This window comes from uncultured Citricoccus sp., assembly GCF_937871995.1.
Taxonomy (GTDB): domain Bacteria; phylum Actinomycetota; class Actinomycetes; order Actinomycetales; family Micrococcaceae; genus Citricoccus.
In genome coordinates this window covers 16,641-42,084 of record NZ_CALMQR010000088.1, presented here as the reverse complement: position 1 = coordinate 42,084, position 25,444 = coordinate 16,641, and the positions used below count along the sequence as shown (strand labels likewise).

At 72.5% G+C, this 25,444-nt stretch carries 23 protein-coding genes and 1 riboswitch; of the genes, 9 read left to right on the top strand and 14 right to left on the bottom strand.

The genetic code is table 11. The annotated features are described in order from the left end of the window. Positions 1-3: 3 nt before the first annotated feature. The 3 genes from Q0283_RS10750 to Q0283_RS10740 all read right to left on the bottom strand — a co-directional run bounded on the left by Q0283_RS10750 (position 4) and on the right by Q0283_RS10740 (position 2,672). A complete protein-coding gene (locus Q0283_RS10750; RefSeq protein ID WP_183529575.1) occupies positions 4-228 on the bottom strand; it encodes a hypothetical protein in 225 nt (74 codons plus the stop codon). Positions 229-452: 224 nt separating this feature from the next. Next, positions 453-1,601, bottom strand: a complete 1,149-nt coding sequence (locus Q0283_RS10745; protein ID WP_183529577.1) for a siderophore-interacting protein — start codon at positions 1,599-1,601, stop codon at positions 453-455. A 204-nt stretch (positions 1,602-1,805) separates the two neighbouring features. Continuing rightward, positions 1,806-2,672: a siderophore-interacting protein gene (locus tag Q0283_RS10740; RefSeq protein WP_183529579.1), complete on the bottom strand. Its 867-nt coding sequence runs from the start codon at positions 2,670-2,672 to the stop codon at positions 1,806-1,808. Positions 2,673-2,928: 256 nt separating this feature from the next. Here Q0283_RS10740 and Q0283_RS10735 point away from each other — a divergent pair, with 256 nt between their 5' ends. After that, on the top strand, positions 2,929-4,365 hold the full coding sequence (locus tag Q0283_RS10735) for an MFS transporter (protein WP_183529581.1): 1,437 nt from the start codon (positions 2,929-2,931) through the stop codon (positions 4,363-4,365). A 148-nt stretch (positions 4,366-4,513) separates the two neighbouring features. Here the strand turns inward: Q0283_RS10735 and Q0283_RS10730 are convergent, their stop codons facing one another. From Q0283_RS10730 to Q0283_RS10700, 7 genes are all read right to left on the bottom strand, one after another. Next, the gene (locus Q0283_RS10730) at positions 4,514-5,893 is read right to left on the bottom strand and encodes an LLM class flavin-dependent oxidoreductase (protein ID WP_183529583.1); all 1,380 of its coding nucleotides are present in this window, start codon (positions 5,891-5,893) and stop codon (positions 4,514-4,516) included. Continuing rightward, complete coding sequence (locus Q0283_RS10725; RefSeq protein WP_255459751.1) at positions 5,890-7,371, bottom strand: MFS transporter; 1,482 nt, start codon at positions 7,369-7,371, stop codon at positions 5,890-5,892. The genes Q0283_RS10730 and Q0283_RS10725 overlap by 4 nt, the downstream gene beginning before the upstream one ends. Continuing rightward, the gene (locus Q0283_RS10720; protein WP_298044570.1) at positions 7,368-8,696 is read right to left on the bottom strand and encodes an acyl-CoA dehydrogenase family protein; all 1,329 of its coding nucleotides are present in this window, start codon (positions 8,694-8,696) and stop codon (positions 7,368-7,370) included. The genes Q0283_RS10725 and Q0283_RS10720 overlap by 4 nt, the downstream gene beginning before the upstream one ends. A gap of 104 nt (positions 8,697-8,800) precedes the next feature. Next, positions 8,801-8,901, bottom strand: a riboswitch (SAM riboswitch). Positions 8,902-8,966: 65 nt separating this feature from the next. Next, entirely contained in the window at positions 8,967-9,830 is an 864-nt protein-coding gene (locus Q0283_RS10715) for an anti-sigma factor domain-containing protein (protein WP_183529586.1), read from the bottom strand. Then, positions 9,823-10,302, bottom strand: coding sequence for an RNA polymerase sigma factor (locus Q0283_RS10710; protein WP_010143927.1), 480 nt, complete (start codon positions 10,300-10,302; stop codon positions 9,823-9,825). The genes Q0283_RS10715 and Q0283_RS10710 overlap by 8 nt, the downstream gene beginning before the upstream one ends. 145 nt (positions 10,303-10,447) lie before the next feature. Then, positions 10,448-11,200 (bottom strand): class F sortase, encoded by a 753-nt coding sequence (locus Q0283_RS10705; RefSeq protein WP_183529589.1) that lies wholly within the window; start codon positions 11,198-11,200, stop codon positions 10,448-10,450. Beyond that, positions 11,193-12,029, bottom strand: a complete 837-nt coding sequence (locus Q0283_RS10700; protein WP_183529591.1) for a DUF4397 domain-containing protein — start codon at positions 12,027-12,029, stop codon at positions 11,193-11,195. Before Q0283_RS10700 ends, Q0283_RS10705 begins: the two co-directional genes overlap by 8 nt. Positions 12,030-12,249: 220 nt before the next feature. Here Q0283_RS10700 and Q0283_RS10695 point away from each other — a divergent pair, with 220 nt between their 5' ends. Beyond that, positions 12,250-13,773, top strand: coding sequence for an MDR family MFS transporter (locus Q0283_RS10695; protein ID WP_183529593.1), 1,524 nt, complete (start codon positions 12,250-12,252; stop codon positions 13,771-13,773). Positions 13,774-13,864: 91 nt separating this feature from the next. Here the strand turns inward: Q0283_RS10695 and rlmN are convergent, their stop codons facing one another. The 4 genes from rlmN to Q0283_RS10675 form a co-directional block, all read right to left on the bottom strand. Beyond that, complete coding sequence (rlmN, locus tag Q0283_RS10690; RefSeq protein ID WP_255459761.1) at positions 13,865-15,166, bottom strand: 23S rRNA (adenine(2503)-C(2))-methyltransferase RlmN; 1,302 nt, start codon at positions 15,164-15,166, stop codon at positions 13,865-13,867. 434 nt (positions 15,167-15,600) lie between these two features. Continuing rightward, positions 15,601-16,806 (bottom strand): MFS transporter, encoded by a 1,206-nt coding sequence (locus tag Q0283_RS10685; RefSeq protein ID WP_298044569.1) that lies wholly within the window; start codon positions 16,804-16,806, stop codon positions 15,601-15,603. Between the two features lie 21 nt (positions 16,807-16,827). Next, the gene (locus Q0283_RS10680) at positions 16,828-17,646 is read right to left on the bottom strand and encodes an oxygenase MpaB family protein (protein WP_298044568.1); all 819 of its coding nucleotides are present in this window, start codon (positions 17,644-17,646) and stop codon (positions 16,828-16,830) included. Continuing rightward, positions 17,643-18,941, bottom strand: a complete 1,299-nt coding sequence (locus tag Q0283_RS10675) for a hypothetical protein (RefSeq protein ID WP_298044566.1) — start codon at positions 18,939-18,941, stop codon at positions 17,643-17,645. The genes Q0283_RS10680 and Q0283_RS10675 overlap by 4 nt, the downstream gene beginning before the upstream one ends. A 201-nt stretch (positions 18,942-19,142) precedes the next feature. Between Q0283_RS10675 and Q0283_RS10670 the strand changes: the two genes are divergently transcribed. The 7 genes from Q0283_RS10670 to Q0283_RS10640 all read left to right on the top strand — a co-directional run bounded on the left by Q0283_RS10670 (position 19,143) and on the right by Q0283_RS10640 (position 25,417). Continuing rightward, positions 19,143-19,547 carry a three-helix bundle dimerization domain-containing protein gene (locus Q0283_RS10670; RefSeq protein ID WP_298044564.1) on the top strand — a complete coding sequence of 135 codons (405 nt, stop codon included), beginning with the start codon at positions 19,143-19,145 and terminating at the stop codon, positions 19,545-19,547. A gap of 48 nt (positions 19,548-19,595) precedes the next feature. Further along, the gene (locus tag Q0283_RS10665) at positions 19,596-20,321 is read left to right on the top strand and encodes a low molecular weight phosphatase family protein (RefSeq protein WP_298044562.1); all 726 of its coding nucleotides are present in this window, start codon (positions 19,596-19,598) and stop codon (positions 20,319-20,321) included. Positions 20,322-20,521: 200 nt separating this feature from the next. Continuing rightward, positions 20,522-21,205 (top strand): three-helix bundle dimerization domain-containing protein, encoded by a 684-nt coding sequence (locus tag Q0283_RS10660; protein ID WP_298044561.1) that lies wholly within the window; start codon positions 20,522-20,524, stop codon positions 21,203-21,205. Between the two features lie 68 nt (positions 21,206-21,273). Then, the gene (locus tag Q0283_RS10655) at positions 21,274-22,200 is read left to right on the top strand and encodes a cation diffusion facilitator family transporter (RefSeq protein ID WP_298044558.1); all 927 of its coding nucleotides are present in this window, start codon (positions 21,274-21,276) and stop codon (positions 22,198-22,200) included. 103 nt (positions 22,201-22,303) lie between these two features. Further along, positions 22,304-22,687, top strand: a complete 384-nt coding sequence (locus tag Q0283_RS10650; protein ID WP_298044557.1) for a metal-sensitive transcriptional regulator — start codon at positions 22,304-22,306, stop codon at positions 22,685-22,687. Positions 22,688-22,725: 38 nt separating this feature from the next. Continuing rightward, on the top strand, positions 22,726-22,962 hold the full coding sequence (locus Q0283_RS10645; protein ID WP_183529609.1) for a heavy-metal-associated domain-containing protein: 237 nt from the start codon (positions 22,726-22,728) through the stop codon (positions 22,960-22,962). A 1-nt stretch (position 22,963) separates the two neighbouring features. Next, entirely contained in the window at positions 22,964-25,417 is a 2,454-nt protein-coding gene (locus tag Q0283_RS10640; RefSeq protein ID WP_298044554.1) for a cation-translocating P-type ATPase, read from the top strand. Positions 25,418-25,444: the final 27 nt, after the last annotated feature.

The following is a 25,444-nucleotide window of genomic DNA, read 5'->3' as shown; positions in this document are numbered from 1 at the left end:
GGCTCAGGACGATGCGGCCCCGTGCCGGTCACAGGCCGGGTCCACCACGGCCACCTGGACGGGGTTCACGATGAGCCGGATGCACCCGCAGGGGTCCGTCGACGTGGTCTCCAGGTTGCCCTCGGCGCCGTAGGGGCGGAGCGGGGCGAGGGTCTTGCACAGGCAGAAGTAGTCCCGGTGCGGGGTGCTCGTCCGGCACTTCATGGTGATGGTCTTGGCATCAAGCATGGCAGCGGCTCCAGGGTGTGCAGTCAATGGGCTGGGTGAGACCGGTGCTGTCATCGACCGTGGCGGCCCGGGGGTCCTCACAGACTAGAAATCGGGGCACCCCGCTGGTAGTGGACGATCGTCCACTACTTTCCGGTAGAGGGCCTTCCGGGCGGCACCATCGGACAGGTCCGGGCGCGGGCCGCGGCGCCCGGGCAGCCACGGGCAGCCACGGGCCCAGAGTTTCAGTCCCCCGACGAGCCCCGGCTCCAGTACGAGGACAGCGAGAGCATCCGTCGGTCCACGCCCCGGTCCTCCAGCAGGTGCCGCCGCAGGGACTTCACCGCGGCCTTCTCCCCGTGCACGAAGGCCTGTACCCGTCCCGGAGGCCACTCCATGGACTGGACGGCGCCCGGCAACGGTGACGGGACGCGCTCTGCCAGTCCCCGGTGCAACCAGCTCACCGTCACCCCCGGGGGCGCCTCGAGCTCCCACTCGTCGGCCGGGCCGGGGACCTCGATGAAGGCCGCCCCGACGGCATCGGCCGGCAGGGCGGCTAGGGCCGCGGAGATCGCCGGCAGGGCCGCGGCGTCCCCCACGAGGAGGTGCCAGTCGGCCCGCGGGTCCGGGGCGTACTTGCCGCCCGGGCCCGAGAACGCGACCCTGTCCCCCACCCGGGCCGCCGCGGCCCAGGGCCCGGCGACGCCCGCGTCCCCGTGGACCACGAAGTCGATGACGAGGGTCCGGGCGTCGGGGTCCACGGAGTGCACCGTGTAGGTCCGCCGGACCGGGCGCTGGTGTTTCGGCAGGGTCTTGCGCAGGGCCTGGATGTCATAGGGCGGTTGAAGGCCGAGCGCGGGGTCCACGAACAGGATCTTGACGTACTTGTCCGTGTAGGCGTTGTCCCGGAACTCCTCGAAGCCGTCACCACCCAGGGTCAGGCGCTGGATGTGCTCGCTAATCCGCTCCGTGGCCACCACCTCCAGGACGACCTGCCGGCGGCCTCGCCGTTCCCGGCCGTGGTCCACCCCGTCCGCAAGCGGTTCACCCTCGCGCCGCGACCTGGTCTCCGGGAGGCGGTCGTCATACCGGTGGCGGCCGTACGTCCCATGGTGTTCGCGATGCCCGTGGTGATGGCCGTGCGCACGGCGCCCCTGGGGGTCCTGGCCCGCCCGGAGGCGTGCCGCCTTCAGCGCGTACTTGGCCGCCTTGTACTCGTACTTGGCCACGGAGTACCGCTCCGCTGCGACGCGGTGGCGTTCCACCGCAGACGCGAGGTCCGCCTCCGCGGCACCAGGGGTGCCGGTTCCGTCACCGGCACCGGTGCCGGTAGCGGCGTCCGCGGGCACCCGGCCGCCGTCGTGCCCGTGCGGCGTGCCGTGGTCGCTGCCCATGCCATGTCTCCTCGACTGCGTTCTGTCCTGCGTCGCACCAGGCTGACTCGTGCGGACTCGTACGGACTCGTGCTGTGCCGATCAGCGTACGGCGCGCGCGGGGACAGCGAAACCGGCCGGCCCACGGTCCGTGTGGAGGACCTCGGGGCCGGGCGGCCCCTCACAGCGGCAGGCCGACGGGCCCGGCCGTCTGGGCCGGGACGCTCAGGCCTCCGGGAAGATCTGCCCGATCGGTTCGCGCTTCTCCGCCTGGAAGGCCTCCTCGGCCCGGCCATAGGCCCAGTAGGCGGACAGTGACATCTGCCGGCGGTCCACCCCGCGCACGTCGGCCAGGTACCGGCGCAGGTCCTTGATCATCTCCCGTTCCCCGTGGGCGAACACCTGCACGGCGCCCTCCCTCCACTCGGCATCGATGACCGCCTGGGCCAGCTTCGTGGTCTCGGGCGTGAACTCCGTCCCGCGGTGCAGCCAGGTGACGGTGATCCCCTGGGGCACGGACAGCCCGATCTCGTCCTCGGGGCCGTTCACCTCGATGATGGCCTGCCCGGCGGCGTCGGCCGGCATGGCCTCGAGGGCCGCGCCGATCGCGGGCAGGGCGGACTCGTCCCCGGCCAGCAGGTGCCAGTCCGCCGCGGGGTCGGGCAGGTACATCCCCCCGGGGCCGGTGAGGCACACCCGGTCCCCGGGCCGGGCGGAGTCGGCCCAGGGGCCGGCCAGGCCGTCGCTGCCGTGGACCACGAAGTCGATGGTGAGGGTGCCGGCCCCGGGGTCCACCGAGCGCACCGTGTAGGTACGGCGCACGGGCATCTGCTCGGGGGCCAGGCGCTCGCGCAGGACCTCCAGGTCGTACGGCATCTCCAGGCCCAGCGCCGGATCGGCGAACATCAGCTTGACGTACTTGTCCGTGGCGTCCTTGTCCTGGTAGACGCCGAAGCCCGGTCCGCCCAGGGTCAGCCGGACCATGTGGGGGCCCAGTCGTTCGGTGGCCGTCACCTCCAGGACCACGGGGGGCTTGGGCTGGCGCCGCGGCCGGGCGGCCGGGGGCTGCGGCACGGACTTCTGCTCGGTCATGGGGACACCTCTTCGTCGGGTCACCGGCTGGCGGCCGGCGGGCACGGGGCGGGTCGACACACCGCCCACTCATCCGACATTACGTCATTAACCCGTGACCCAATAATGCCCCGTCCGGGATCTTCACACCGGGCCGCACGGAACGTGTGACACACCTCACCGGAATCCTCTATGATCTTCGAAGTAACCGAACGGTCGGTCACTAATCCGTAACCTCATCCCCGCGAAGCATCCGCACCATCACCTGGAGCACACCATGGCACATCACGACGCCGCAGTGGCCTCTCCCCGGGGTCGCACCCCCGAAGAGAAGAGAGTCCTGGCCGGAACCCTCGTCGGCACCACCATCGAGTGGTACGACTTCTTCATCTACGCCCAGGCCGCCGCCTTCGTGCTGGCCCCGCTGTTCTTCGCCCCGCTGTCCGCCGACAATCCCGGCCTCGCGCAGGTCGTCACGTGGGCGACCCTGGGCATCAGCTTCCTGTTCCGCCCGCTCGGCGCCGTGGTCGCCGGACACCTCGGTGACAAGCACGGCCGCAAGCTCGTGCTGGTGATCACCCTGATCGGCATGGGCGGCGCCACCGCGCTGATCGGCGTCCTGCCGACGTACGCCCAGATCGGCATCTGGGCCCCGATCCTCCTGCTGCTGATGCGCATCATCCAGGGCTTCTCCGCCGGTGGTGAGTGGGGTGGCGCCGCCCTGATGTCCGTGGAGCACGCCCCGAAGAACAAGCGCAGCGCCTTCGGCTCCTACCCGCAGATCGGCGTGCCGCTGGGCATGCTGCTGGCCACCGCCTTCATGTGGATCCTGACCAGCTCGATGTCGCCCGAGGACTTCCAGGCCTGGGGCTGGCGCATCCCGTTCCTGTCCTCCGTGGTGCTGATCGTGGTCGGCTACCTCATCCGCAAGGCCGTGGACGAGTCCCCGGTGTTCAAGGAGATGCAGCTCCGTAAGAAGGAGTCCGCCGCCCCCCTGGGCGTGCTGCTGAAGTCCCACAAGAAGAACGTCACCCTGGCGGCCCTGATCTTCATGGCCAACAACGCCGCCGGCTACCTGGTGATCGCCTTCTTCGCCTCCTATGGGGCCAACGTGCTCGGCATGAGCCGTGAGGCCACCCTGATCGCCACCTTCGTCGGCGGCCTGGGCTGGCTGGTGTTCACGATGTTCGGCGGGTACATCGGGGACAAGATCGGCAAGATCCGCACCTTCCAGATCGGCTACGCCATCATCATCGTGTGGGCGATCCCCATGTGGTTCATGCTGGACACGGCGTCCCTGCCGCTGTTCGCCCTGGCGATCGTGATCCTCACCATGGGCCTCGGCCCGTCCTACGGCCCGCAGTCCGCCCTGTACGCCGAGATGTTCCCCGCCCACGTGCGCTACTCGGGCGTCTCGATCGGCTACGCCTTCGGCTCCATCATCGGCGGTGCGTTCGCCCCCATGATCGCCCAGCTGCTGCTGAACCAGACCGGTATGGGCTGGACCATCGGCGTGTACATCGCCGTGCTGGCCATCATCTCCTTCATCGCGGTGTCCATGGTGCCCAAGTCCATCGAGGGCACGGACCTGCACGTCGACGAGGTGCACGAGCAGTACCTCTCCGAGCACCCGGAGGACGCCGCCATCGTGCAGCAGGCCGCCCAGGCCCACGGTGAGGCGGGCACGCCGACCGACCGGGGTGGCCGGCACTGACCCTGCCCCCTCACGGAACCGGGCCCCGTCGCACCACTGGTGCGGCGGGGCCCGGTCTCGTTCCGTCTCGTTCCGTCTCATCCCGTCGTGTTCCGCGGGACTGCCCGGCTTCCGCGGGACTGCCCGGGGCCGTCCCGACGGGCCCGGTTCAGCGCCGGGCGGCCCCCACCGCACGCCGGTACGCAGCGCCCTGGTGGTCCGCGGCCAGGCGCGGTCCGGCACCGGTCAGGGCCTCGCGCAGGGTGCCCCCGGTCCCCTCCGCGAGGATGCCCCGGCGCCGCAGTTCCGGGGAGACCAGGGCGGTGAACCGCTCCAGGTCCGCGGGACGGACCGCCGCGGAGATGTTGAAACCGTCGACGCCGGCCGCCTCCTGCCAGCGTTCGAGTTCGTCCGCCACGGTGGCCGGGGAGCCGGCGATGACCGGTCCGCGGCCCCCGATCGCGATGAACTCGGCCAGGTCCCGCACCGTCCACGTCCTGTCCGGTGACAGCGAGGTGAAGGACGCCAGGGCGGACTGGTTGGCCTCGGTGGCGACGTACTCGAGCGGGGAGTCCGGATCGGCCCCGGCCAGGTCCACGCCGGTCCAGCCCCCGAACAGGGCCAGTGCGCCCTCGACGTCCACGTGCCGGCGGTAACCCTCCAGCCGGGCCCGGGCCTCCTCGTCCGAGTCGGCCACGACCACCGTGGCCATGGTGAACACCTTGACGGCATCCTCCGCGCGGCCGCGTCCGGCCAGCCCGGCCCGCACGCCGTCCGTCCAGCGCCGGACCAGCTCCGGGGTGTTGCCGATGAAGAAGATCGCCTCGGCGTGGTCCAGGGCGAACTCCTGGCCGCGGGTGGACGCCCCGGCCTGGAACAGGAACGGGGTGCCCTGCGGCCCGGGGTGTGTCAGCGCCTGGCCCGGCACGGAGAAGTACGTCCCGTGGTGGCCGATCGGGTGCACCCGGTCCGGGTCCACGAACACGCCCGTCTGGGCGTCGGCGCGCACCGCGCCGGGATCGAACGATCCCTCGAAGAGCTTGTACATGACCTCCATGTACTCGTCGGCCCGGTCATACCGCTCGTCGTGCGGCAGCTGCCGGTCCATGCCCAGGTTGCGCGCGGCAGAGTCCTGGTAGGAGGTGACCACGTTCCAGGCCACCCGCCCGCCGGTGACGTGGTCCAGCGTGGCGAGGGTGCGGGCCAGCAGGTAGGGCGCCTCGTAGGTGACCGAGGCGGTGACGCCGAAGCCGAGCCGCTCGGTCACGGCGGCCATCGCGGGCACCATCACCAGCGGGTCGAGCACCGGGTACTGCACCCCGCCGCGTGCCGTGGCCCCGGTCCCTGCGCCGTAGACGTCGTAGACACCGGGGATGTCCGCCAGGAACAGGGAGGCGAACCCGCCCTCCTCCAGCGTCCGGGCCAGCGAGGTCCAGTACGCCAGGGTGTCGAAGCGGGACACCCCGGACTCCGGGTGCCGCCAGAGCCCCGGGGACTGGTGCACCGGGACCATCATGTCGAAGGCGTTCAGCAGCATGGGGCGGGTCATACGATCGTCCTCTCGGGGGCGCCCTCAATGGCGTTCTCAGCGGTGTCCTCGGTGGTGCGCGGGGTGCCGGAGCCGGGCGCGGGACCGGCAGGGCCGGCGTCGGGCACCGGATCCTGCCCGGGACCGTGCAGCTCGGTGAGCTCCGTGCCGTGCTGGTCCCGGGCAGGATCCTTCGCGGCCAGCCCGGTGACGACGGACAGCACGGCCAGCCCGGAGAGGTAGCCGGCGATCAGCCACGGGGTGTCACCGCCGGCGGCGAAGAGTAGCGCCGCGATCAGGGGCATCAGTCCCCCGCCCAGCACCGTGCCGACCTGGTAGCCCAGGCTCACGCCCGAGTAGCGCACGTGCACCGGGAACTGCTCGGCGAACCAGGCGGCCTGCGGTCCGTAGACCGCGTCGTGGATGAGGTTGATGCCCAGGATGATGACGAGGGGCAGCAGGGCCAGCGGCCCGGCCCCCAGGTAAGCGAACAGCACCCAGCCGAACACGCCGATCGCCGCATAGGCCGTCACGGAGACCACCCTGCGTCCCACCCGGTCGGACAGCCAGCCCCAGAACGGGGTCGAGACCAGGCCGACGGCCGAGGCGATCATCACCGCCGTGACACCCGAGGAGGAGTCCCCCCGCTCGTCGCGCAGGTAGGTCAGCATGTAGACCGTGACCAGGTAGTACACGGCGTTCTGGGCCAGCCGCAGACCGATCGTCACCAGCAGCGGGCGGCGGTGGTGCGTCAGCAGCACCTTCAGCGGCGCCTTCTCGACCCTCCCGGAGGCCTGGTGCTCGAGGAACTCCGGGGCATCGGAGACGCCGAGCCGGATCCACAGTCCCAGGGCCACCAGCAGCGCGGAGAGCAGGAACGGGATCCGCCACCCGAAGGCGGCGAACTGCTCGGCGCTCAGCACGTTCTGCACGATGAAGAACGCGCCGGTGGCCAGCAGCATCCCCGCGGACGAGCCGATCTGCGTGAAGGACCCGAAGAAGCCGCGGTGCCGGGCCGGGGCGTGCTCCACGCTCAGCAGAGCCGAACCGCCCCATTCCGCACCGGCGGACAGGCCCTGCAGGACGCGCAGCACCACCAGCCCGACGACGGCCCACCAGCCGATCGCCTCGAAGGTGGGCAGCAGCCCGATCAGGGTCGAGGCCACGCCCATCAGCAGCAGCGAGGCCACCAGCAGGGCCTTGCGGCCGATCCGGTCCCCCAGGTGTCCGGCCACGATGCCGCCCAGCGGCCGGGCGATCACGCCGACGGCGAGCGTGGCGAACGAGGCGACGATGCCGCCGAGCTCGGTGGCCATCGGGAAGAACTGGACGTTGAAGACCAGCGCCGCGGCCGTGCCGTAGAGGTAGAAGTCGTACCACTCGATGGTGGTTCCGGCGAAGGCCGAGGCGAGGACGCGCTTCTTGCCGTCGAAGACCCGCGCGGGTCCCTGCCGGGGTTCGCCGGTGGAGGTGGTGGTCATGATGGTCGGGGCGCTCATGCGGCAGGCCCCGCCGTCTTCGCGTCGCCGATGGCGTTCAGGCCCTCCGGCAGGATGCCGTTGATGTGGTAGTCGCCGAGGGCGCGGGCCCGGAAGGCGATCGGGTTGTGGGTGGCCACGGTCTGGGCGTTGCGCCAGTGCCGGTCCAGCCCCTTGGACGTGGAGGTCGCGGAGGCACCCACGGTCAGGAACAGGTCCTGGGCGGCGCCCAGTGCCAGTTCGGGCACCGTGACCTGGGCGTGCTCGACGGCGATCTCGGACTCGTACAGGGCTCCCGGCAGGGTGCCGGTGAACTCCGGGACATTCGCCCCGGCATCGATGGCGGCCTGGATGCCGGCGTCGAGGGCCCGCGCGGCGTGCAGCACGGTGGCCTCGGCGGTGAAGGCCTGGGCGGAGATCCGCCCGGTGGCCTCCTGGATCAGCGGGTCCTCGCGGAACGGCAGGCCCAGCCCGGTGTTGAAGGTGCGCTTGCGGGTGGCGATGGTGGCGACGGTGTCCCGGCGGGCGGCCCGGGCGATGCCGGCCAGCACGGCCAGCAGCACGAGCTGGAAGAAGGCGGCCTCGTGGACGGCCTCGGCGCTGCCCGCGGTACGGTCCAGCACGGCGTCCTCGGGGACGGTGACGTCCTCGAAGAGGGCCGTGCCGGTGCCGGTGAGCTTCTGCCCGAAGCCGTCCCAGTCGTCCTCCAGCGTGACACCGGGGGCGTCCGTGGCGACGACGGCGAAGCGGCGTCCGTCCTCACCGTCCAGTGCGGCGGAGACCCGCGTGTAGTCCGAGAAGATCGATCCGGTCGCGTAGAGCTTCCGGCCGTTGAGCACCCAGCCCTCCCCGCTCCGGGTCAGCACGGTGTTCAGGGTGCCCAGGGCGTTGCCGCCCTTCTCGGTGGACGCGTTGCCCACCGTCGCCCCCGCCAGCACCCGGGGGTACCAGGCGTCCTGGAGGCGGCCGGGCAGGAAGCGCAGGGATTCCACGAAACCGTAGTGGGACCGGTACAGGTGGGCGATGTTCGAGTCGGCCTCGGCCAGGTCGATGAGCAACCGGGTGAAGTCCTCGATGCTCACCCCCGGCCCTCCGTGGGCGGCCGGGACCCGCAGGGTGCCGAACCCGGCGCGGTCCAGCCTGCGGACCTCCTCCCGGGGCAGCCGGCGCTCCAGGTCCCGTTCCAGGGCACCGGCCGCGATCGAGGCGAAGACCGGGGCGAAGTGCTCGCGCAATCCCGCGTAGGAGGCGGGCAGGCCCTCGGCGAGGTTCGCGGCCCCGGCCTCCGGTCCCGGCCGGGAGAGGTGTTCGGTGGTGGCGGCCTTCTCGGCCGTGCTCTGCGACATTCGGCGGTCCTTCCGGTCACACCGAGGATTACCGGCAGTCACGCCAACGGCTGGTCCGGCGCAGGCAGCGGACGCCGACGCACAGACCGACTGCAGATCCGGGATCTCCATCGGTCCTGGCCTTAGCACCCGTCGTTGGGGAGATGATCCCCTCGGGTTGCTGCGGCGTCGTCGAGCCAGGTCTCTCAGCCGCTCTGGATGGTTACGGGTTCACCCTAGCAATGGATCCCCGGGGCGTGGATGTCGCCCACGTCACGTCAGGACACACAGTCACCCCGCGGTGGCGTCCCCGGACCGGGTCATGGCCCCCGCCGCCAGCGTCACGCCGCTGTGCGAGGGGTCGCCGTCGAATTCCTCCTGGGAGACGTCCACCACCGGGAACCGGTCGAGGTCGACGCCGTCCGGCACCGGCAGCGTGGTGGTCTGGCCGGACACCGTGCCCAGCGAGATCAGCCGGCTGGCCTGTTCGTCGCGCAGCCACACCTCGTAGTACCCCTCCTGGGGCCCCTCGGAGACGTCGACGGTCAGGCGCAGGGCGCCGTCGGGCTCGGCGACCATCTCGGCGCGCCCCTCCACGTCCCGCTCCGTCACCGGCGCGAGGACCGCCTCGCCGACGGCGACCGGCTGGGGCGGCGTGTCCTGCCCGCTGTCCCCCTGGCCCACCAGGCCGGCCACGACGGCGGCACCGACGGCGCCGACGACCAGCCCGGCGGCCGCGGCGGCCGTGATGACGGGCCACCGGCGTCGCTGGGTCCGGGGCAGGAAGCTCACCGTGCCGGCGTCGTCGGCACCGAGCGTCCCCCCGCCACCGTGCCCTCCGGGCGCGGTCTCCGCAGACGTGCCGGACGTGCCGGCCGGCTCCGGGGCGCCCGGGACCGCGGCGAGACCGGGTCCGGCGTGGGGATCCTGCCGGAGGCCCAACTCCCGTTCGATGCCCGCCCACACGTCGGCGGACGGCTCGTGGAGGCTGACCGGTGCCGCGAGCGCGGACACCACGCGCTCGGTCCGGTCGAGGTCCAGGCGGCAGTCGGGGCAGGAGCGCAGGTGGGCGGCGGCCCCGGGGCCGGGCGCCTGGCCGGCGGCGATCGAGGCCAGGTCCTCCTCGGTCAGGTGCCGTTCAGCGGTCTCAGCCATCGTTCACCTCCAGTGCTGCTCGAAGCCGGGCCAGTCCCCGGTGGACATGCGACTTGACCGTTCCCAGGGGCATTCCCAGCCGTTCGGCGATCTGCCCCTGCGGGAGGTCCTGGACGAAGGCCATCCTCAGGATCTCATCCTGGGGCGGACCGAGCCTCTCCAGGGCCTCATGGACCAGCACCCGGTCCACGACCTGCTCGGACAGTTGCCGGTCCTCCCGCTGATGCTGGCCGGACGTCGCGTCCACGAGCTGCCGCTGGCGGTCCCGGGCCGCGAACGTGTCCGCCACGACCCGACGGGTGATCCCGGTCAGCCAGCCGCCCAGCGGACGGGTGGGGTCGTAGGTCTCCCGCGAGCGCCAGGCCCGCGTGAACACCTGCTGCGTGGCGTCCTCCGCGTCCTGCCGGTTGGACAGCGCCGCCATGCACAGGGAGAAGACGAGACGGCCATGCTGGTCATAGGCCTCACGCATGGCGTCCGCGCTCCCCGCGGCGAAGCGTCGGGAGAGGTCGTCGCTGTCCAGCGTCCCTCCTCGGTCGTGGCCCCGGCGGGCGGCGGTGGTCCATCACGTCACCCCGGGGCGTACCCGTGGCACGGACGTCCTCCGAGGATACGGGTCAGTCCAGTGACTCTGCCACCACGATGATGTTGTCCGCATAGCTCTGCCTCTCCGGCAACCACTGTCCACCACAGGTCACGAGGACCAGCCGTTCCGGTCCGGAGCGGGTGAAGTAGGGGGTGAAGTCCAGCCCGTCCTTGCCCAGGCGCTCCACCTGGGTGACCCGGTAGGCGTGCCACCGCCCGGACTCGTCCCCGACCCGGACCGTGTCCCCCGTCCGCGCCGTGCGCAGCGCGTACAGCGGCCCCTCGGGCGTGTGCTCCGAACCGGCGTGGGCGGCGATCACCGTGTTGCCCTCGCCGTCTGCCGGTGCCGGGCCGAACCGGTACCAGGCGGCGATGGACGCGTCCTCGGGGATCTCCATCTGCCCGTCCTCGGCCACCCCCGTGGGCACCACCGTCATCTCCGCCCCGATGGCCTCGTAGTCCAGCCGCACCGGTGCGGGCACCGGGGCCGCGGGCCGCAGGGCCGCGGAGGCCACCGGGACCTCCGCGGCTCCCGCACGGGAGGCGGGGACGCCGGCACCGGTGCCACCCGGGTCCCCGGGCGCCGGGGACGAGGCCGCCGGTGCCCGGGAGACGGAGGAGGATGGTGCGGCCGCAGCCGGGTCGGAGGAAGGGGGCTCCACCACGCCGGCAGGTGCGCAACCGGTGCCCGCGAGGGCGACTGCGACCGCCAGGGCGGCGAGGACCGGCCCCGCCGCCCTGGACCCGCGGGGCGAGGACTTGCCCCGGCGGGTCGTCTCAGGCACGGACGGAGGACCGGCGCCGCAACGCCGTCACCGCACCGGCCGCGGCCAGGAGCAGCGCGCCGCCGCCCGCGGCCCACCACAGGCCCTGACCCTCGGCGGGCACCTGGGTGTTGCCCGTGGGGACGCCGCCGGGGGCGGAGTGCATCCCCTCCACCGTCTGGGTGGCCAGGGCGAGCGAACCGTCCTCCGCCGAGCCCCAGGCGTAGACGATCGTCGCGGCGCCCTCGGTGACCTCCACGTCCGCGGGGCCGAGCACCGGGTCGGACTCACCCGCCACGGAGACCGCGGCCTCCAGGGTGCCGGCCGGCAGGTCCAGGGACTGCTCGTCCGGGTTGGCCAGGCCGGGGACGGCCACCTCACCGTTCGCCCAGACGTCCACGGCCGGGGCCGCGGCGACGTGTCGGACCACGAGGCGCCCGTTCCCGGCCTCCAGGGCGGAGGTGTCGTTCACGAAGGCGGTGGCGGTGGGCTGGCCCTCGGCATCGAGGTGGGCCGCCGCGGTGTAGTCGACCCCGCCGTCCAGGGTGACGTTCACCGGGCCGATGACGGGCTCCGAGTCGTCCTGCGCGTCCGCGGCGGTCACCGCGATCTCGTAGTCACCGGCGGGAAGTTCCAGGGGGCCGGCCAGGTCACCCGGTGCGAAGTCGTCCAGGGTGCGCTCGCCGTTGACGAACACGTCCACGGTGGTGTCCGGGACGCCGTGGAGCACGGAGAGCATCGCGGTGTCACCGCCGGATCCCTCCGTCTCGCCGGCCGTGGCCGGCAGTGCCGTGCCGAGCATCGCCACGCCGCATGCTGCGGTGACTGCCAGGGGAAGTGCCTTACGCATGGTGTCGTCCTTTCACGGGACCCACAGTCGGGGCCGTCCACATGAGCACGTTTGTCCTCACACCGCCTACTACCGGAGGAGGCGCCGAAAGGTTGCACGAGGGACGACGTTGGTCCGGATGATGTTCCGGCCGGGGGAATCCGGGGAATAGCAAGGGCGGATCCACCGTTGGACCACCGGAGTCATCCCGGCTCCCCACGCATCCCGAGGAGAACCCACAGTGTCGCCTGCCCCCGCCGAAGGCCCCCAGCGGGGCACCGTCACCGCCACCGCACCGCCGGCCGGGACATCCACCGCGTCCGGGGTCCCCGAGGGCGCGATGCGCGTCATCTGGTTGCTGGTGGTCTCGGCCTTCGTGGTGATCCTCAACGAGACGATCATGAGCGTCGCGCTGCCGGAACTGATGCGGGAGTTCAGCGTGGGGGCCGCCACCGCACAGTGGATGACCACCGCGTTCATGCTCACCATGGCGGTGGTCATCCCCGTCACCGGGTACCTGCTGACCCGGTTGCCGCTGCGGACGGTCTTCACGATCGCCATGGTCAGTTTCCTGCTCGGCACCCTGCTGGCCGCCCTGGCCCCCACGTTCCTCGTCCTGGTGCTGGGACGCGTGGTCCAGGCGGTGGGCACGGCCATCATGATGCCGCTGCTGTTCACCACGGTGCTCAACGTGGTCCCGGCCAGCCGCCGCGGCCGCACCATGGGGGTCATCTCCATCGTCATCGCGGTGGCCCCGGCCACCGGGCCGACCATCGGCGGGATCATCCTGGACCTGCTGGAGTGGCGCTGGATGTTCCTGCTGATGCTGCCGATCGCCACGCTGGCCCTGGCCCTGGGCGTGGCCATGATCCGCAACGTCACCGACACCCAGCGGATCCCGCTGGACGTGCTCTCCGTGGCACTGTCCGGTATCGGCTTCGCCGGCCTGGTGTTCGGGCTCAGCAGCATCGGGGCCGCGGCCGAGGGGGACGCCCTGATGCCGCCGTGGATCCCGCTCGTGGTCGGTGTCCTCGCCCTCGCCGTCTTCACGTGGCGCCAGCTCGGACTGCGCGACCACGCCCTGCTGGACGTGCGTGCCTTCACGGCCCCGGCCTTCACCATCTCGCTGGGCATGATGATCATCGGCATGATGGCGATGTTCGGCACCCTGATCGTGCTGCCCATCTACCTGCAGAACGTCCTGGGCGAGTCCACGATGGACACCGGCCTGGCGCTGCTGCCGGGTGGACTGGTGATGGGCGTGCTCGGGTTGATCGTCGGCCGCCTGTTCGACCGCGTGGGCGCCCGTCCGCTCGTGATCCCCGGGACCGCGGTCGTCTCCGGGGCCCTGTGGGGCCTGACCACGTTGACCGCCGAGACGTCCCTGGGCACGGTCATCGCCTGGCACATGCTCCTCAACGCGGGGCTGTCCCTGATGTTCGGCCCGCTGATGACCTCGGCCCTGGGCGCCCTGCCGCGCCGCCTGTACTCGCACGGCAGCGCCATCCTGTCCACCCTCCAGCAGGTGGCCGGGGCCGCGGGCACCGCCGTGTTCATCACCGTCATGACGACGGCGACCATCGCCGGGGCCGCCAGCGGCACCGAGCCGACGGTCGCCCTGATGAACGGCATCCACAACGCGATGGTCTGGGGCGCGGTCATCTCGCTGGTGGCCCTCGCGGGCTCCTTCGCCGTCCGTTCCACCCCCGCCGAGGAGGAGGTCCGGCCGGCGCCCGCCCCGGTCCGGGCCGGCGTCGACGCCTGATCCCCTGACCGCACCTGGCGGTCAGGGGGTGACGTCAGACCCCCGGGTCCCGGGCGGGGACGTCATCCGTCGACCGCCGGAGCCCGGGGGCTCAACCGCGCAGGTCGATGGACGCCGAGGTCCCGGCGCGCCCGGCGGCGGGCGGGGTGACGGGGCCGTCGGCCTCCTCGTCGCCCTCCGCGGCGAGCTGCCCGCAGGCGCCGTCGATCTCCTTGCCGCGGGTGTCGCGCAGGGTGGTGGGGATGCCGGCGTCGTTCAGGCGGTCGATGAACTCCTGCGTGACGTCCGGCTCGGAGGAGGTCCAGATCGAGCCCGGGGTCGGGTTCAGCGGGATGGGGTTGACGTGCACCCAGCCCCGGCCGCGGGCGTTGAGCTTCTTCGCCAGCAGGTCGGCCCGCCAGGCGTGGTCGTTCATGTCCTTGATCAGCGCGTACTCGATCGACACGCGCCGCCCGGTCTTCACGAAGTAGTTGTAGGCGGCGTCGATCGCCTCATCGGCCTTCCACCGGGAGTTCACGGGGATCAGCTCATCACGCAGCTCGTCGTCCGGGGCGTGCAGGGACAGGGCGAAGGTGACCGGGATGCCCTCGTCCGCGAGCCGGTTGATGGCCGGGACCAGCCCCACGGTGGAGACCGTGATGTGGCGGGCGGACATGCCCAGGCCCTCGGGGGCGGGGTCCACCATCCGCCGGACCGCGGCGATGACGCGCTTGTAGTTGGCCAGCGGTTCGCCCATGCCCATGAACACGATGTTCGTGACGCGCTCGGCGTCGTGGCCGCCGTCGCGCCGCAGTCCCCCCAGCCCGCCCTCGGCGATCACCTGGTTGGCCCGGACCACCTGTTCCACGATCTCCGCGGTGGACATGTTCCGTGTCAGCCCGTTCTGGCCGGTGGCGCAGAACGGACAGTTCATCCCGCAGCCGGCCTGGCTGGACACGCACAGCGTCACCCGGCCCGGATAGCGCATCAGCACCGACTCCACCAGGGCGCCGTCGAACAGGCGCCACAGGAACTTGACGGTGTCCCCGTTGTCCGTGGTCAGCCGGCGGACCTCGGTGAGCAGCGGCGGGAACATCTCGGCCACGAGCGTCTCGCGCTGGGCCGCGGGCAGGTCCGTCATGCGCTCGGGGTCCGAGGTGTGGTGCACGAAGTAGTGGGTGGAGAGCTGCTTGGCGCGGAAGGCCGGCAGCCCCAGTGCCTTGACCCTCTCCTGGCGTTCGGCCAGGGTCAGGTCGGCCAGGTGCATCTTCGGCTGGGCCACGCGCGGCTGCTTGAACTGCAGCAGCGGCCGCCCGTCCTCCGTGGTCTGCTGCGTCCAGCCCTCCGCCTGCGGCCGGACCTGGGGGCGGTTGGCGTCAGGGCCCGTGGCCGCGGCGGCCGGGTTGGAGAGCATCCGCCCGTCCAGGGGTCCGCCGATGCCCTGGCGCTGGAGCCGCTCGCGGTCCTCGGAGAGCTGCCGGGCCTCGGTCTCGTCGATGAGTCCGCGCTGGGGACGGTTCAGCTTGAGCTTGCCGTCCCGGGCGTGCTCGAGGTGCGCGTCCGCGGGGTCGGCGGCGCGGTGGGACTGCCGGCCCTGCTGCACCGGTGCGGTGCGGGACGGGCGGTCCGGGGTGCGGGAACGGTTCTGGTCAGCCATCGCCCCCATTCTCCCACGGTTGTCCAGCCCCGGCAGGGGGGCCGACGCCGGCCAGGGTCAGGGGGGCACCACGGCCCCTCGCCATCAGGAACGGGCTTCGTCGCCATCCCGGGGCAGGGATGGCGTCATTCCCCACACCTGATGCGGTGGCTGCGGACCTGATGCGGATACGGCGGACGGATGCCCCCCGGTCACTCCTCGACGGCCCGGTCCCGCCCGGCCAGCCAGCCGAACACGGCCGCACCGAGCCCGGAGGCCGCGAACAGCCAGGCCGCGGGACCGAAGGAGCCCGTGACGGCGAAGACCTGCCCCGTGATGAACGTCCCCGAGGACCCCAGCCCGTACCCGAGGCCCTGCATCATGCCGGAGACCCGGATCGCCATGTGGGCGGATTCACTGCGCAGGGTGATCATGGTCAGGGCCAACGCCGTCAGCGCCCCCTGGCCCACGCCGAGCACGCCGGTCCACACCCAGATCCCGGCCATGGGGCCGTGGATGGACAGGATGAACCCGGCGGCGGTCAGCACGGCCGCGGCCACGTTCAGTGCCGACTGACTGCGCATCCGGGCCGCCAGCACGGGGGCGGCCAGGGAACCGGCCATCTGCAGCACGATCGACACCGCCACGATCAGCCCGGCCAGCCCGCCGTCGAGGCCGCGCTCGCGCAGGATCGGGGCCAGCCAGGCGAAGGCGGTGAAGGACGTCATCGCCTGGAAGACCATCATCAGGGTGATGTGCCAGGCCACCGGGGACGTCAGCGGGCTCCGCCCCGTGGTGGACGTGACCGGCCGGGCACCGGACCGGTGCCTCCGGAGCACGGGCACGAGCAGGCCGGCGGTCACCAGTACGGGCACCGCCCAGATCCCCAGGGCCAGCCGCCAGTCCCCCACCGCCTCGTACACGGGGAACGTGAGCCCCGCGCCGAGGGCTGCCGACCCGCAGATCGCGGTGGTGTACAGCCCGCTCATCAGCCCCAGGTGGTTGACGAAGTCCTGCTTGACGATGCTGGGCAGCACCACGTTGGCCAGCGCGATCGCCGCCCCGGAGAACACGGTGCCGACCAGCAGCGTGACCATCGCGCCGCCGTCGGGAACGGGGACCGAGCGCACCACCAGGCCGAGCGTGAGCAGCAGCAGGGCGCCGAAGAGCACCCGCCAGGACCCGAAGCGGCGCGCGAGGACGGGGGCCAGCGGGGCGAAGACGCCCAGCAGGGTGGCCGGCACGGTGGTCAGCACGGTGGCTCCCCACCCCGGCAGTCCGGTGGCCGCGGTGATCTCCGGCAGGATCGCGGAGAACGAGGAGAACAGGGTCCGCAGGTTCAGCGAGACCAGCACCACGCACACCGCCAGGTACAGCCAGGAGACCGGTGACGGCGACGGGGGTGTTCTCGATCTCACAAGGGGCATCATGCCACCCGTTCAGGACAGGGTGCGCAGCACGAGGGCGGACGGCAGCTGGCGCAGGCGCCGGGGCAGCCTCGGATAGACGCCGCGTACCACCCGCCACATCCGGTCCTCGCGCACCGAGTCCGCACCGTCCCAGTCCAGCCCCAGACCGGTGCGGACCGGGTGCGGCAGCATCCCGGCGGCGGTGAAGCGCACCAGCGGCATGAGGCGGCGCAGCCACCAGGGGGCGGACTCGGCGGCGAACAGGTCCCGGCAGATCACCCGGGCCTCCTCGGTCACCTCCAGGGTCCCGACGGCAGTGCTCCAGTACCGCTCGAAACCCTCGCGGTCCCGCGGCCAGAGGCCCGCGGGCATGCCGAGCAGGGTGCCCAGGACGGCGTAGTCGCGGTAGATCTCCTCGGACCGGGCGTCGTCGAGCGTGCCCCACAGCCGCCAGCGCGCCTCCTCGGCGGCACGGTAGAGGGTGGCCGTGACCCACAGCTGGGCCTGCGGGTCGGCCGCCGAGTACGACCGGCCGCCACCGTCGGTCCCGCTCACCGGACCATGGGCCGCCCGCACCCAGCCGGTGACCGCGTCCCGCCTGCCGGAGGCCTCCGGCAGGACCGCGGCGTAGACGTACTGCAGGGTGTGCCGCAGCCGCCTCAGCGGGTCCGCGGCGAAGTCCGAGTGACGGGCGACGCCGGCTCCGACCGGCCGGTGGGCGACCTGGAGGAGGATCGCCGCCCCGGCACCAGCCAGCACGATCGCCTCCCGGGCCAGGCCGACCGTGGTCAGCGGCGCGTCCCGGTGGCCGCGCGGGGCGGGATCTGCGGGGGCCACCGGTCCGGTCACCGCCACTCCCCCGGGTCCACCCGCCAGCCGCGGTACGGCGGGGGGAACGCGGCCGGCGCCGCGGCGGGGACCGGTCCCGGGGTCCCGGTCCTCACCGGTTCCGCCTGGGCCTCCCGCGCGGTCTCGAGTGCCTCCATCTGCTCGTCGCGCTCGGCGTCGCCGAGGCCGGCCACGGTGAGGACGGCGTCGAGGTTGCGGATGAAGACCACCAGCCAGGCGTAGACGATCCCGGCCATCGCCAGCTCGAACCCGGTGAGGTTGTAGTAGCGCAACGGGAACCACAGCAGGGTGGCGACCACCCCCAGGGCGACCATCAGGTAACTGGCCACGTACACCGCGGCCGGGAAACCGGGCAGCCACCACTGGATGGAGGCCAGCATGAGCATGAACACCGCCCCGAGGACGCGGATGAACGTGGAGTGGACGGGGTCCGAGAGGTTGATCGGCACGATCCCGGCACCCACCATGCACAGCCCGATGACCACCAGGCCCCCGCGCAGCACGGTGATCCTGGCCCGTCGCCCGCCCGCCGACTCGCGGGCCCGGGCCCAGGCGTAGAGGTCCTGGGTGATGAAGGAGGCCAGCGTGGTCAGGACCAACCCGGAGACGGTCAGGGTGGTGTTGAAGGTCCAGAAGGACAGGATCCCGGCCTGGCCGGTGCCCAGCTCGGAGAAGAACGCGTGCCACCAGAACGGGTTCTCGGCCAGCAGCATGGACACGATCATCCCGGACGCCATGAACACCGCCAGCAGCGAGGACAGCGAGCGCGTGGAGATCCGGGCCGCGGAGTTGAACCCCAGGTACCCGGCCACCGCACTGATGACGGTCATCATCACCGTGGCCGCCACCCGGTCCACGGTCAGCCCCGTGAACGCCTCCTGGAAGAGGCGGAACAGGGCCAGGCAGGCCATGACGGCGATCGCGGCATGGACCACCAGCAGCCCGACCGCGTCGGCCACGAACCAGCCCCAGCGTCGGCGGGTCATCCACTGGTGGGTGGTGCGGGTGGACCGGGCGAGCCCCACCAGGCAGGCCACGCCGGCGCAGGCCCCGGCCGTGACGGCCGCGATCAGGCCCACGGACCCGTCCCCGGACAACGGCCGCCGGTCCTGGAACAACACCAGCCCGACGGCGGCTCCCCCCGCCGCGGAGGCGATGGCCACCCAGATGGCCAGCGACTCCCGCACCACCGGGTTCGTCACCCGGCGGGCGGCAGGGCGTCGCTCCATCGCCGGCTCGTGGTGGCTCCGGGTGCCGCCCGGGCCGGCGGTGGCGGGTGCAGGGGGTGGGCTCACGTCCGTCACGGTGGCCGATTCTGGCACGACCGGGTGAACCGTCGTCCACCGGGACCCGCCGCCGGCCGTCCGACCGGGGGAAGAGTGTTGCGTTCCTCACAGGATGTCTTATAGTGATTCATGTTCTGTTCACCTGGTGTTCACTTTGATCGGGGTGACGGAGGGCGACGAGGACGTCGCCGAGAGAAGCAAGGAGATGCCATGACCACCCACGTCATGACCGATGACCGGCCGAGCGGCCGTCATCTCACCACCACCGTTGCCGCGCGCAACGGGATGGGCGGCGGACTTCCCACCGGCGCCAACGACATCGTCCACTCCCGCGTGCTGGACCGGGCGGTACAGCGCCTGACCGTCACGTACGGAAGTGACCTGGAGCCCGGCCTCATCCGCCGGACCGTCCAGAGGACCTACCGGGAGCTGGAGGCGTCTGCCCGGGTGAAGACGTTCCTCCCCGCCACCGCAGTCCATCTCGCCGAGAACCGCCTGCGGGAGCTGGCCAGGACAGCCCGGGACGGACGCGCCGACGCCACCCCTGCGCCGCGCGTGCTCGACGGGGGCAGCCCCGCGGGCATCACGCGGTCCCGGGAGCGTGCCGCCGCCTGACCATCCGAGGCCCCGGGCGCTCAGGCGCGGGGCGTCAGCACGGGAGTGATGACCATGCACCAGGATCCAGACACCCAGGTCCTGGCCGGACGGGCCGGTCAGGACTACCGCGAGCGCGACCAGCAGGTGCTGGCCCGCCTGGCGGCACACCTGTACGAGCGGTACGCCCCGGCCGTGGACCGGGCCACGGTGGACCGCCTGGTGGCGGAGACCTATGCGGAGTTCGACCGTCGGGCGACCGTCAAGTCCTTCCTCGCCACCACCGCCGGACGGTTCGCGGAGAGCCGGATCCGCGCGCTGGCCGTGGCCCGCGGAGCCATCGAGTCGCCGTTGCCGCGCGTGCTCTTCATCGACGACGCCAACGCCGGCCGCTCGCAGATGGCCGCGTCCCTGACGCTCAAGCACTCGGACGGCCGGATCACCGCCCGATCGGCGGGACTGGAGCCTGCCGGCTCGATCTACGAGGACGCCCTGACCGCGATGGACGAGGTCGGCATCGCGTTGCACTACGCCTTCCCGAAGCCGTTGACGGCCGACGTCCTCGAGGCGGCCCAGGTGGTCATCACCTTCGACTGCGCGGACCGGGTCGACCGGCTGGAGGGGAAGGACTATCGCGACTGGGGCATCCCCAACCTCGTCGGCCGCCCCCTGGAGGACGTGCGCCGGGCCCGCGCGGAGATCGAGTCCCGCGTCCTGGACCTGGTCCGGGAGCTGGGGCCGGAGTCCCGGTGGGCAGCGTCCGGGCCGGCGCCGTCAGCGTCCACGACGGCCTGAGTGCTGACACCCCTGCCGACGGCCCAGCGACCGCTCGCGCCTCCACCCGGCGTCGACCACCGGGCGGGCCCGGACAGGGTCTTGACCGGCACCCTCCCGCTGGCCAGCATGGTGCCCGGCGGCCCCGGACAGGGCCGTCCGGTCCCGGGCCCCGTCCGTGGCCGTCACCGGCCCTGCACGGGGCCGCCACCGTTGGAGTGATGATGGACCGGAACGCCACGCCCCAGGACACCGCCCACGACGACAGCCACGCCTCTCGCGCGCTCGACCGCAACGTCCTGGCGCGAACCGCCGCCCACCTCTACGAGCGGTACGCCCATGTGGTGGACCGGGAGACGGTGGAGCGGGTGGTCCAGGAGTCCTACGAGGAGCTGGAGCGCACCGCCGCCGTGAGGACCTACCTGACCGCCTCGGCCGGCAATTTCGCGGACAGCAGGCTGCGCGCCCTGTCCATCGCCCGGGGTGCCATCGAGGCGAGGAACCCGCGCGTGCTGTTCGTGGACGACGAGAACGCCGGCCGGTCCCAGATGGCGGCCTCCCTGGTCCTCAAGCACACCGAGGGCAGGATCGCCGCCCGCTCCGCCGGGCTGGCACCGGCCGGGTCGGTCCACGACGCGGCCGTCCAGGTCATGGCGGAGGCCGGTGTCCACCTCGAGCACGCCTACCCCAAGCCCCTGGCCGACGACATCCACCGGGCCGCCCAGCTGGTCGTCACCCTCGCCTGCGCCGATCGCGTCGAGAGGGTCGACGGCGTCGAGTACCGCGACTGGGACATCCCCACGCTGGAGGGCAGCGACATCGAGGACGTGCGGCGGTTACGGGATGACATCGACGCGCGGGTGCGGGAGCTGATCGCCGAGCTGGGCCACGACGCGGGGTCCTGAGGCCGGGCCCCGGGGGCCTGGGGGCCTGGGGGCCTGGGGGCCTGGGGGCCTGGGCCTATGATCGCCGCATGACGGTTGACCGAGGCGCTCCCGGCCACCGGCACGGCGCCACCGCGGCTCGCGGGCGACTCGCGATCGCCTTCGGCATCACCTCCGCGATCCTCGTCGTCGAGGTGGTCGGCGCGGTGCTGACCGACAGCCTGGCCCTGCTGGTCGACGCCGGGCACATGCTCACGGACGCCGGCGGCCTGCTCGTGGCGCTGGTCGCGGCGCAGCTGGTGCTCCGGCCGCCCTCACGCCGCCGCACCTGGGGCCTGCTCCGGCTGGAGGTGCTGGCCGCCGGAGCCCAGGCCACCATCCTGCTCCTGGTGGGGGCGTTCGCCCTGGTCAACGGCGCGTTCCGACTGGCGGACCCGCCCGAGGTCCACGCGCAGGGCCTGCTGGTCTTCGGCGCGGTGGGACTGCTGGGGAACGTCGCCTCCCTGGTGGTCCTCGCCGGCGGCAGGAAGCACTCCCTGAACCTGCGGGCGGCGTTCCTGGAGGTGGTCAACGACGCCCTGGGCTCGGTGGCGGTCATCGTCAGCGCGGTGGTGGTGGCGACCACCGGCTGGATGCGCGCCGACGCCGTGGCCGGCATGCTCATCAGCCTGCTCATCATCCCCCGGGCGGTGGTGATCATGCGCGAGGCCGGCAGCGTGCTGCTGGAGTCGGTACCCGCCGAGCTGGACCTGACGGACATCCGGCGTCACCTGCTCAGCATGCCCCACGTCCTGGAGGTCCACGACCTGCACGTGTCCCGGATCGACACGGGCACGCCCGTCCTGACCGCCCACGTGGTGGTCGAGCGCGGTTGCTTCGACGACGGCCATGCCACCCAGATCCTGCAGGAGCTGCAGGACTGCGTCACGGAGCACTTCCCCCTGCCCGTGGAGCACAGCACCTTCCAGCTGGAACCGCCCGGACACCGGGACGGGGAGGGACACGTCCACTCGTGAGCGCCCCGGAGGCCCCGGAGGGAGTGGAGCCCCGCCGCACCCGTGGACATATACCCCCTGGGGGTACTTGCGATAATACCCCTAGGGGGTATATGGTCGGGGCATGAGCAGCGAAGCGCACCTCACTGCCGGCCCCGTCGCCCCCACGGCGGGCCGGGAGGCCCGGCCGGCCGACGCGGCCGACGGCGCCCCGGGCCACGGATACAGCCCGCGCAAGGACGAGTACCTGAAGCGCCTGCGCCGGGTCGAGGGACAGGTCCGCGGCATCAGCCGCATGGTGGACGAGGACCAGTACTGCATCGACGTGCTGACCCAGGTGGCCGCCGCGACCAAGGCACTGCACGCCGTGAGCCTGGGCCTGCTGGAGGACCATCTCGGGCACTGCGTCGCCGAGGCGGCGCGCCAGTCCCGGGACGCCGGGGACGACACCCTCGTGCAGGAGAAGATCGCCGAGGCCACCGCGGCGATCGCCCGGCTCGTCCGCTGACCACCACCGACATCATTCCGACGTCCAGGAGGACTCCCATGACCACCACCGACATCAAGATCACCGGCATGACCTGCGGCCACTGCGTCCGCAGCGTTACCGAGGAACTCTCCGTGCTGCCCGGGGTGACGGGCGTCGAGGTGGACCTGGTGTCCGGGGGCACCTCGGTGGCGACCGTGACCAGCGAAGGGCGGCCGCCGGCACCCGAGGACCTGCAGGCCGCCGTCGAGGAGGCCGGGTACGCCGTGGCCACCCCGGGGCTGGAGTCAGCCTGAGATGAGCGCTGACCACGCCACGACCGCCCCGGACCAGGACACCGGCATCCGCAGGGTGGACCTGGACATCAGCGGGATGTCCTGTGCCTCCTGCGTCCAGCGCGTCGAACGGAAGCTGGGCAAGCTGGAGGGCGTGAGAGCCTCGGTCAACCTCCCCCTGGAGACGGCCGCCGTCACCGCACCGGCCTCCGTCACCGACGCGGAGCTCGTCGCCGCCGTGGACCGCGCCGGGTACTCGGCCACCGTCCGCCATCCCGCCGCCGTCCGGGACGCCCGTCCGGCGGAGCACGCGGACGGGGACGTCCGGCGCCACGACATCCGGCCCGGGGCCGAGGGGCCCGAGCAGGGTGAGCACCCGGATCACGGCGAACACGGGGACCACATGGACCACGGGCCCTCCGGCGAGGTGATCCGGCCCCGGCTGATCGGGGCGGCCGCCCTCACGGTGCCGCTGTTCCTGATCTCCATGGTCCCCGCCCTGCAGTTCCCGCACTGGGGCTGGGTCGCCCTCGCCCTGGCCACCCCCGTGACCTTCTGGTCCGCCTGGCCGTTCCACGCCGCCGCGTTCAAGGCCGCCCGCCACGGTTCCTCCACCATGGACACCCTGGTCTCGATCGGCGTGCTCGCCGCCTGGGCCTTCTCCACGGTCGAGCTACTCCTGGACCCGGGCATGACAGCGCTGGCGGGGACCGAACACGCCGGCATGGCGGGCATGACCTCCATGGCGGACCACCAGCTCTACTTCGAGACCGCCGGCGTGGTGACCACCTTCCTGCTGCTGGGCCGCTGGCTCGAGGCCCGGGCCAAGCGCCGGGCGGGCGAGGCCCTGAGGTCCCTGCTGGACCTGGGCGCCAAGACCGCCACCGTGCTGCGGGACGGCGTGGAGACCACCATCCCCGCGGCCGCACTGGTGCCCGGCGACGAGTTCGTGGTGCGCCCGGGCGAGAAGGTCGCCACGGACGGCTTCGTGGTCAGCGGCCACTCCGCCGTGGACACCTCCCTGATCACCGGTGAGTCCGTCCCCGAGGAGGTCGGCCCGCAGGACACCGTCACGGGTGCCACCGTCAACACCTCCGGCCGGTTGCTGGTGCGCGCCACCCGCGTGGGCAGCGACACCACCCTGGCCCAGATGGGGCGCCTGGTGTCCGAGGCCCAGACCGGCAAGGCCCCGATCGCCCGGCTGGCCGACCGCATCTCCGCGGTGTTCGTCCCGATCGTGCTCGTCATCGCCGTGGTGACGTTCCTGGCGTGGCTGGCCCTGTCCGGTGACCCGCACTCCGCCTTCCGCGCCGCCGTCGCCGTGCTGGTGATCGCCTGCCCCTGCGCCCTCGGCCTGGCCACCCCGGTGGGGTTGCTGGCCGGCACGGGACGCGCCTCGCAACTGGGCATCCTCATCCGCGGCCCCGAGGCCCTCGAGGACACCCGCACCGTGGACACGATCGTGCTGGACAAGACCGGCACGGTCACCGAGGGCACCCTCGCCGTCACCGGCGTCACCCCCCTGAACGGCTTCGACGCGGACACCGTGCTGCGGCTGGCCGGCGCGGTGGAGTCCCACTCCGAGCACCCGATCGCCCGGGCCATCGTGGACGCCGCCCGCGAGGCCGGCGGCATCCCCGAGGTGACCGGTTTCGCCTCCTCCGCCGGCGGCGGGGTGCGCGGACTCGTGCACGACGTCGGCTCACCGGCCGTCCCGGGCACCGTCACCGGTGCCACCGGGGATGACACCGCGCAGCCCGGCCGTACGCAGCCGCGCACCGTCGCGGCGGGCCGGTCCGGGTACATCGGCACCCTGCTGGAGTCCGGCACGCTCACCGAGGCGGAGACCGCGGCCCTCGACGCGGCGGAGGGGGCCGGTGCCACCGCGATCTGGGTGGTCGTCGACGGTCGCGTCGCCGGGATCGTCTCGCTGCAGGACACCCTCAAGGAGTCCTCGGCGCAGGCCATCGCGGAGCTCACGGAGCTGGGGCTGCGGCCGATCCTGCTGACCGGGGACAACGCGCAGGTCGCCGCCCGGGTGGCGGCCGCCGTCGGGATCCCGGCCCGGGACGTGTTCGCCGGGGTGCGCCCCGAGGACAAGGTCGCCCAGGTGCGGCAGCTGCAGGAGGCCGGCCGGGTGGTCGCCATGGTCGGCGACGGCGTCAACGACGCCCCCGCCCTGGCGCAGGCCGACCTGGGGATCGCCATGGGCTCCGGCACCGACGTGGCCCGGGAGGCGGCGGACATCACCGTGATGGGCTCGTCCCTGCACCAGGTGGTGCAGTCGGTCCAGCTCAGCCGCAGGACCCTGGGCATCATCAAGTCGAACCTGTTCTGGGCGTTCGCCTACAACACCCTGGGCATCCCGGTGGCGGCGTTCGGGCTGCTCAACCCGATGCTCGCCGGGGCGGCGATGGCCGCCAGCTCCGTGCTGGTGGTGGCGAACTCGCTGCGCCTCACCCGCTTCGCCCGGTAGGGGCCTGCCGCACCGCGCGGGTGAGGA

Excerpts from the sequence above, each read along its gene's own strand:
- Q0283_RS10725 (WP_255459751.1), bottom strand. The coding sequence starts at position 7,371 with ATGAGCGCCCCGACCATCATGACCACCACCTCCACCGGCGAACCCCGG.
- Q0283_RS10750 (WP_183529575.1), bottom strand. The coding sequence starts at position 228 with ATGCTTGATGCCAAGACCATCACCATGAAGTGCCGGACGAGCACCCCG.
- Q0283_RS10670 (WP_298044564.1), top strand. The coding sequence starts at position 19,143 with ATGACCACCCACGTCATGACCGATGACCGGCCGAGCGGCCGTCATCTC.
- Q0283_RS10730 (WP_183529583.1), bottom strand. The coding sequence starts at position 5,893 with ATGACCCGCCCCATGCTGCTGAACGCCTTCGACATGATGGTCCCGGTG.
- Q0283_RS10710 (WP_010143927.1), bottom strand. The coding sequence starts at position 10,302 with ATGCGTGAGGCCTATGACCAGCATGGCCGTCTCGTCTTCTCCCTGTGC.
- Q0283_RS10700 (WP_183529591.1), bottom strand. The coding sequence starts at position 12,029 with ATGCGTAAGGCACTTCCCCTGGCAGTCACCGCAGCATGCGGCGTGGCG.
- Q0283_RS10715 (WP_183529586.1), bottom strand. The coding sequence starts at position 9,830 with ATGGCTGAGACCGCTGAACGGCACCTGACCGAGGAGGACCTGGCCTCG.
- rlmN (WP_255459761.1), bottom strand. The coding sequence starts at position 15,166 with ATGCTCTCCAACCCGGCCGCCGCGGCCACGGGCCCTGACGCCAACCGC.
- Q0283_RS10650 (WP_298044557.1), top strand. The coding sequence starts at position 22,304 with ATGAGCAGCGAAGCGCACCTCACTGCCGGCCCCGTCGCCCCCACGGCG.
- Q0283_RS10645 (WP_183529609.1), top strand. The coding sequence starts at position 22,726 with ATGACCACCACCGACATCAAGATCACCGGCATGACCTGCGGCCACTGC.
- Q0283_RS10735 (WP_183529581.1), top strand. The coding sequence starts at position 2,929 with ATGGCACATCACGACGCCGCAGTGGCCTCTCCCCGGGGTCGCACCCCC.
- Q0283_RS10720 (WP_298044570.1), bottom strand. The coding sequence starts at position 8,696 with ATGTCGCAGAGCACGGCCGAGAAGGCCGCCACCACCGAACACCTCTCC.
- Q0283_RS10740 (WP_183529579.1), bottom strand. The coding sequence starts at position 2,672 with ATGACCGAGCAGAAGTCCGTGCCGCAGCCCCCGGCCGCCCGGCCGCGG.
- Q0283_RS10665 (WP_298044562.1), top strand. The coding sequence starts at position 19,596 with ATGACCATGCACCAGGATCCAGACACCCAGGTCCTGGCCGGACGGGCC.
- Q0283_RS10655 (WP_298044558.1), top strand. The coding sequence starts at position 21,274 with ATGACGGTTGACCGAGGCGCTCCCGGCCACCGGCACGGCGCCACCGCG.
- Q0283_RS10745 (WP_183529577.1), bottom strand. The coding sequence starts at position 1,601 with ATGGGCAGCGACCACGGCACGCCGCACGGGCACGACGGCGGCCGGGTG.
- Q0283_RS10660 (WP_298044561.1), top strand. The coding sequence starts at position 20,522 with ATGATGGACCGGAACGCCACGCCCCAGGACACCGCCCACGACGACAGC.
- Q0283_RS10640 (WP_298044554.1), top strand. The coding sequence starts at position 22,964 with ATGAGCGCTGACCACGCCACGACCGCCCCGGACCAGGACACCGGCATC.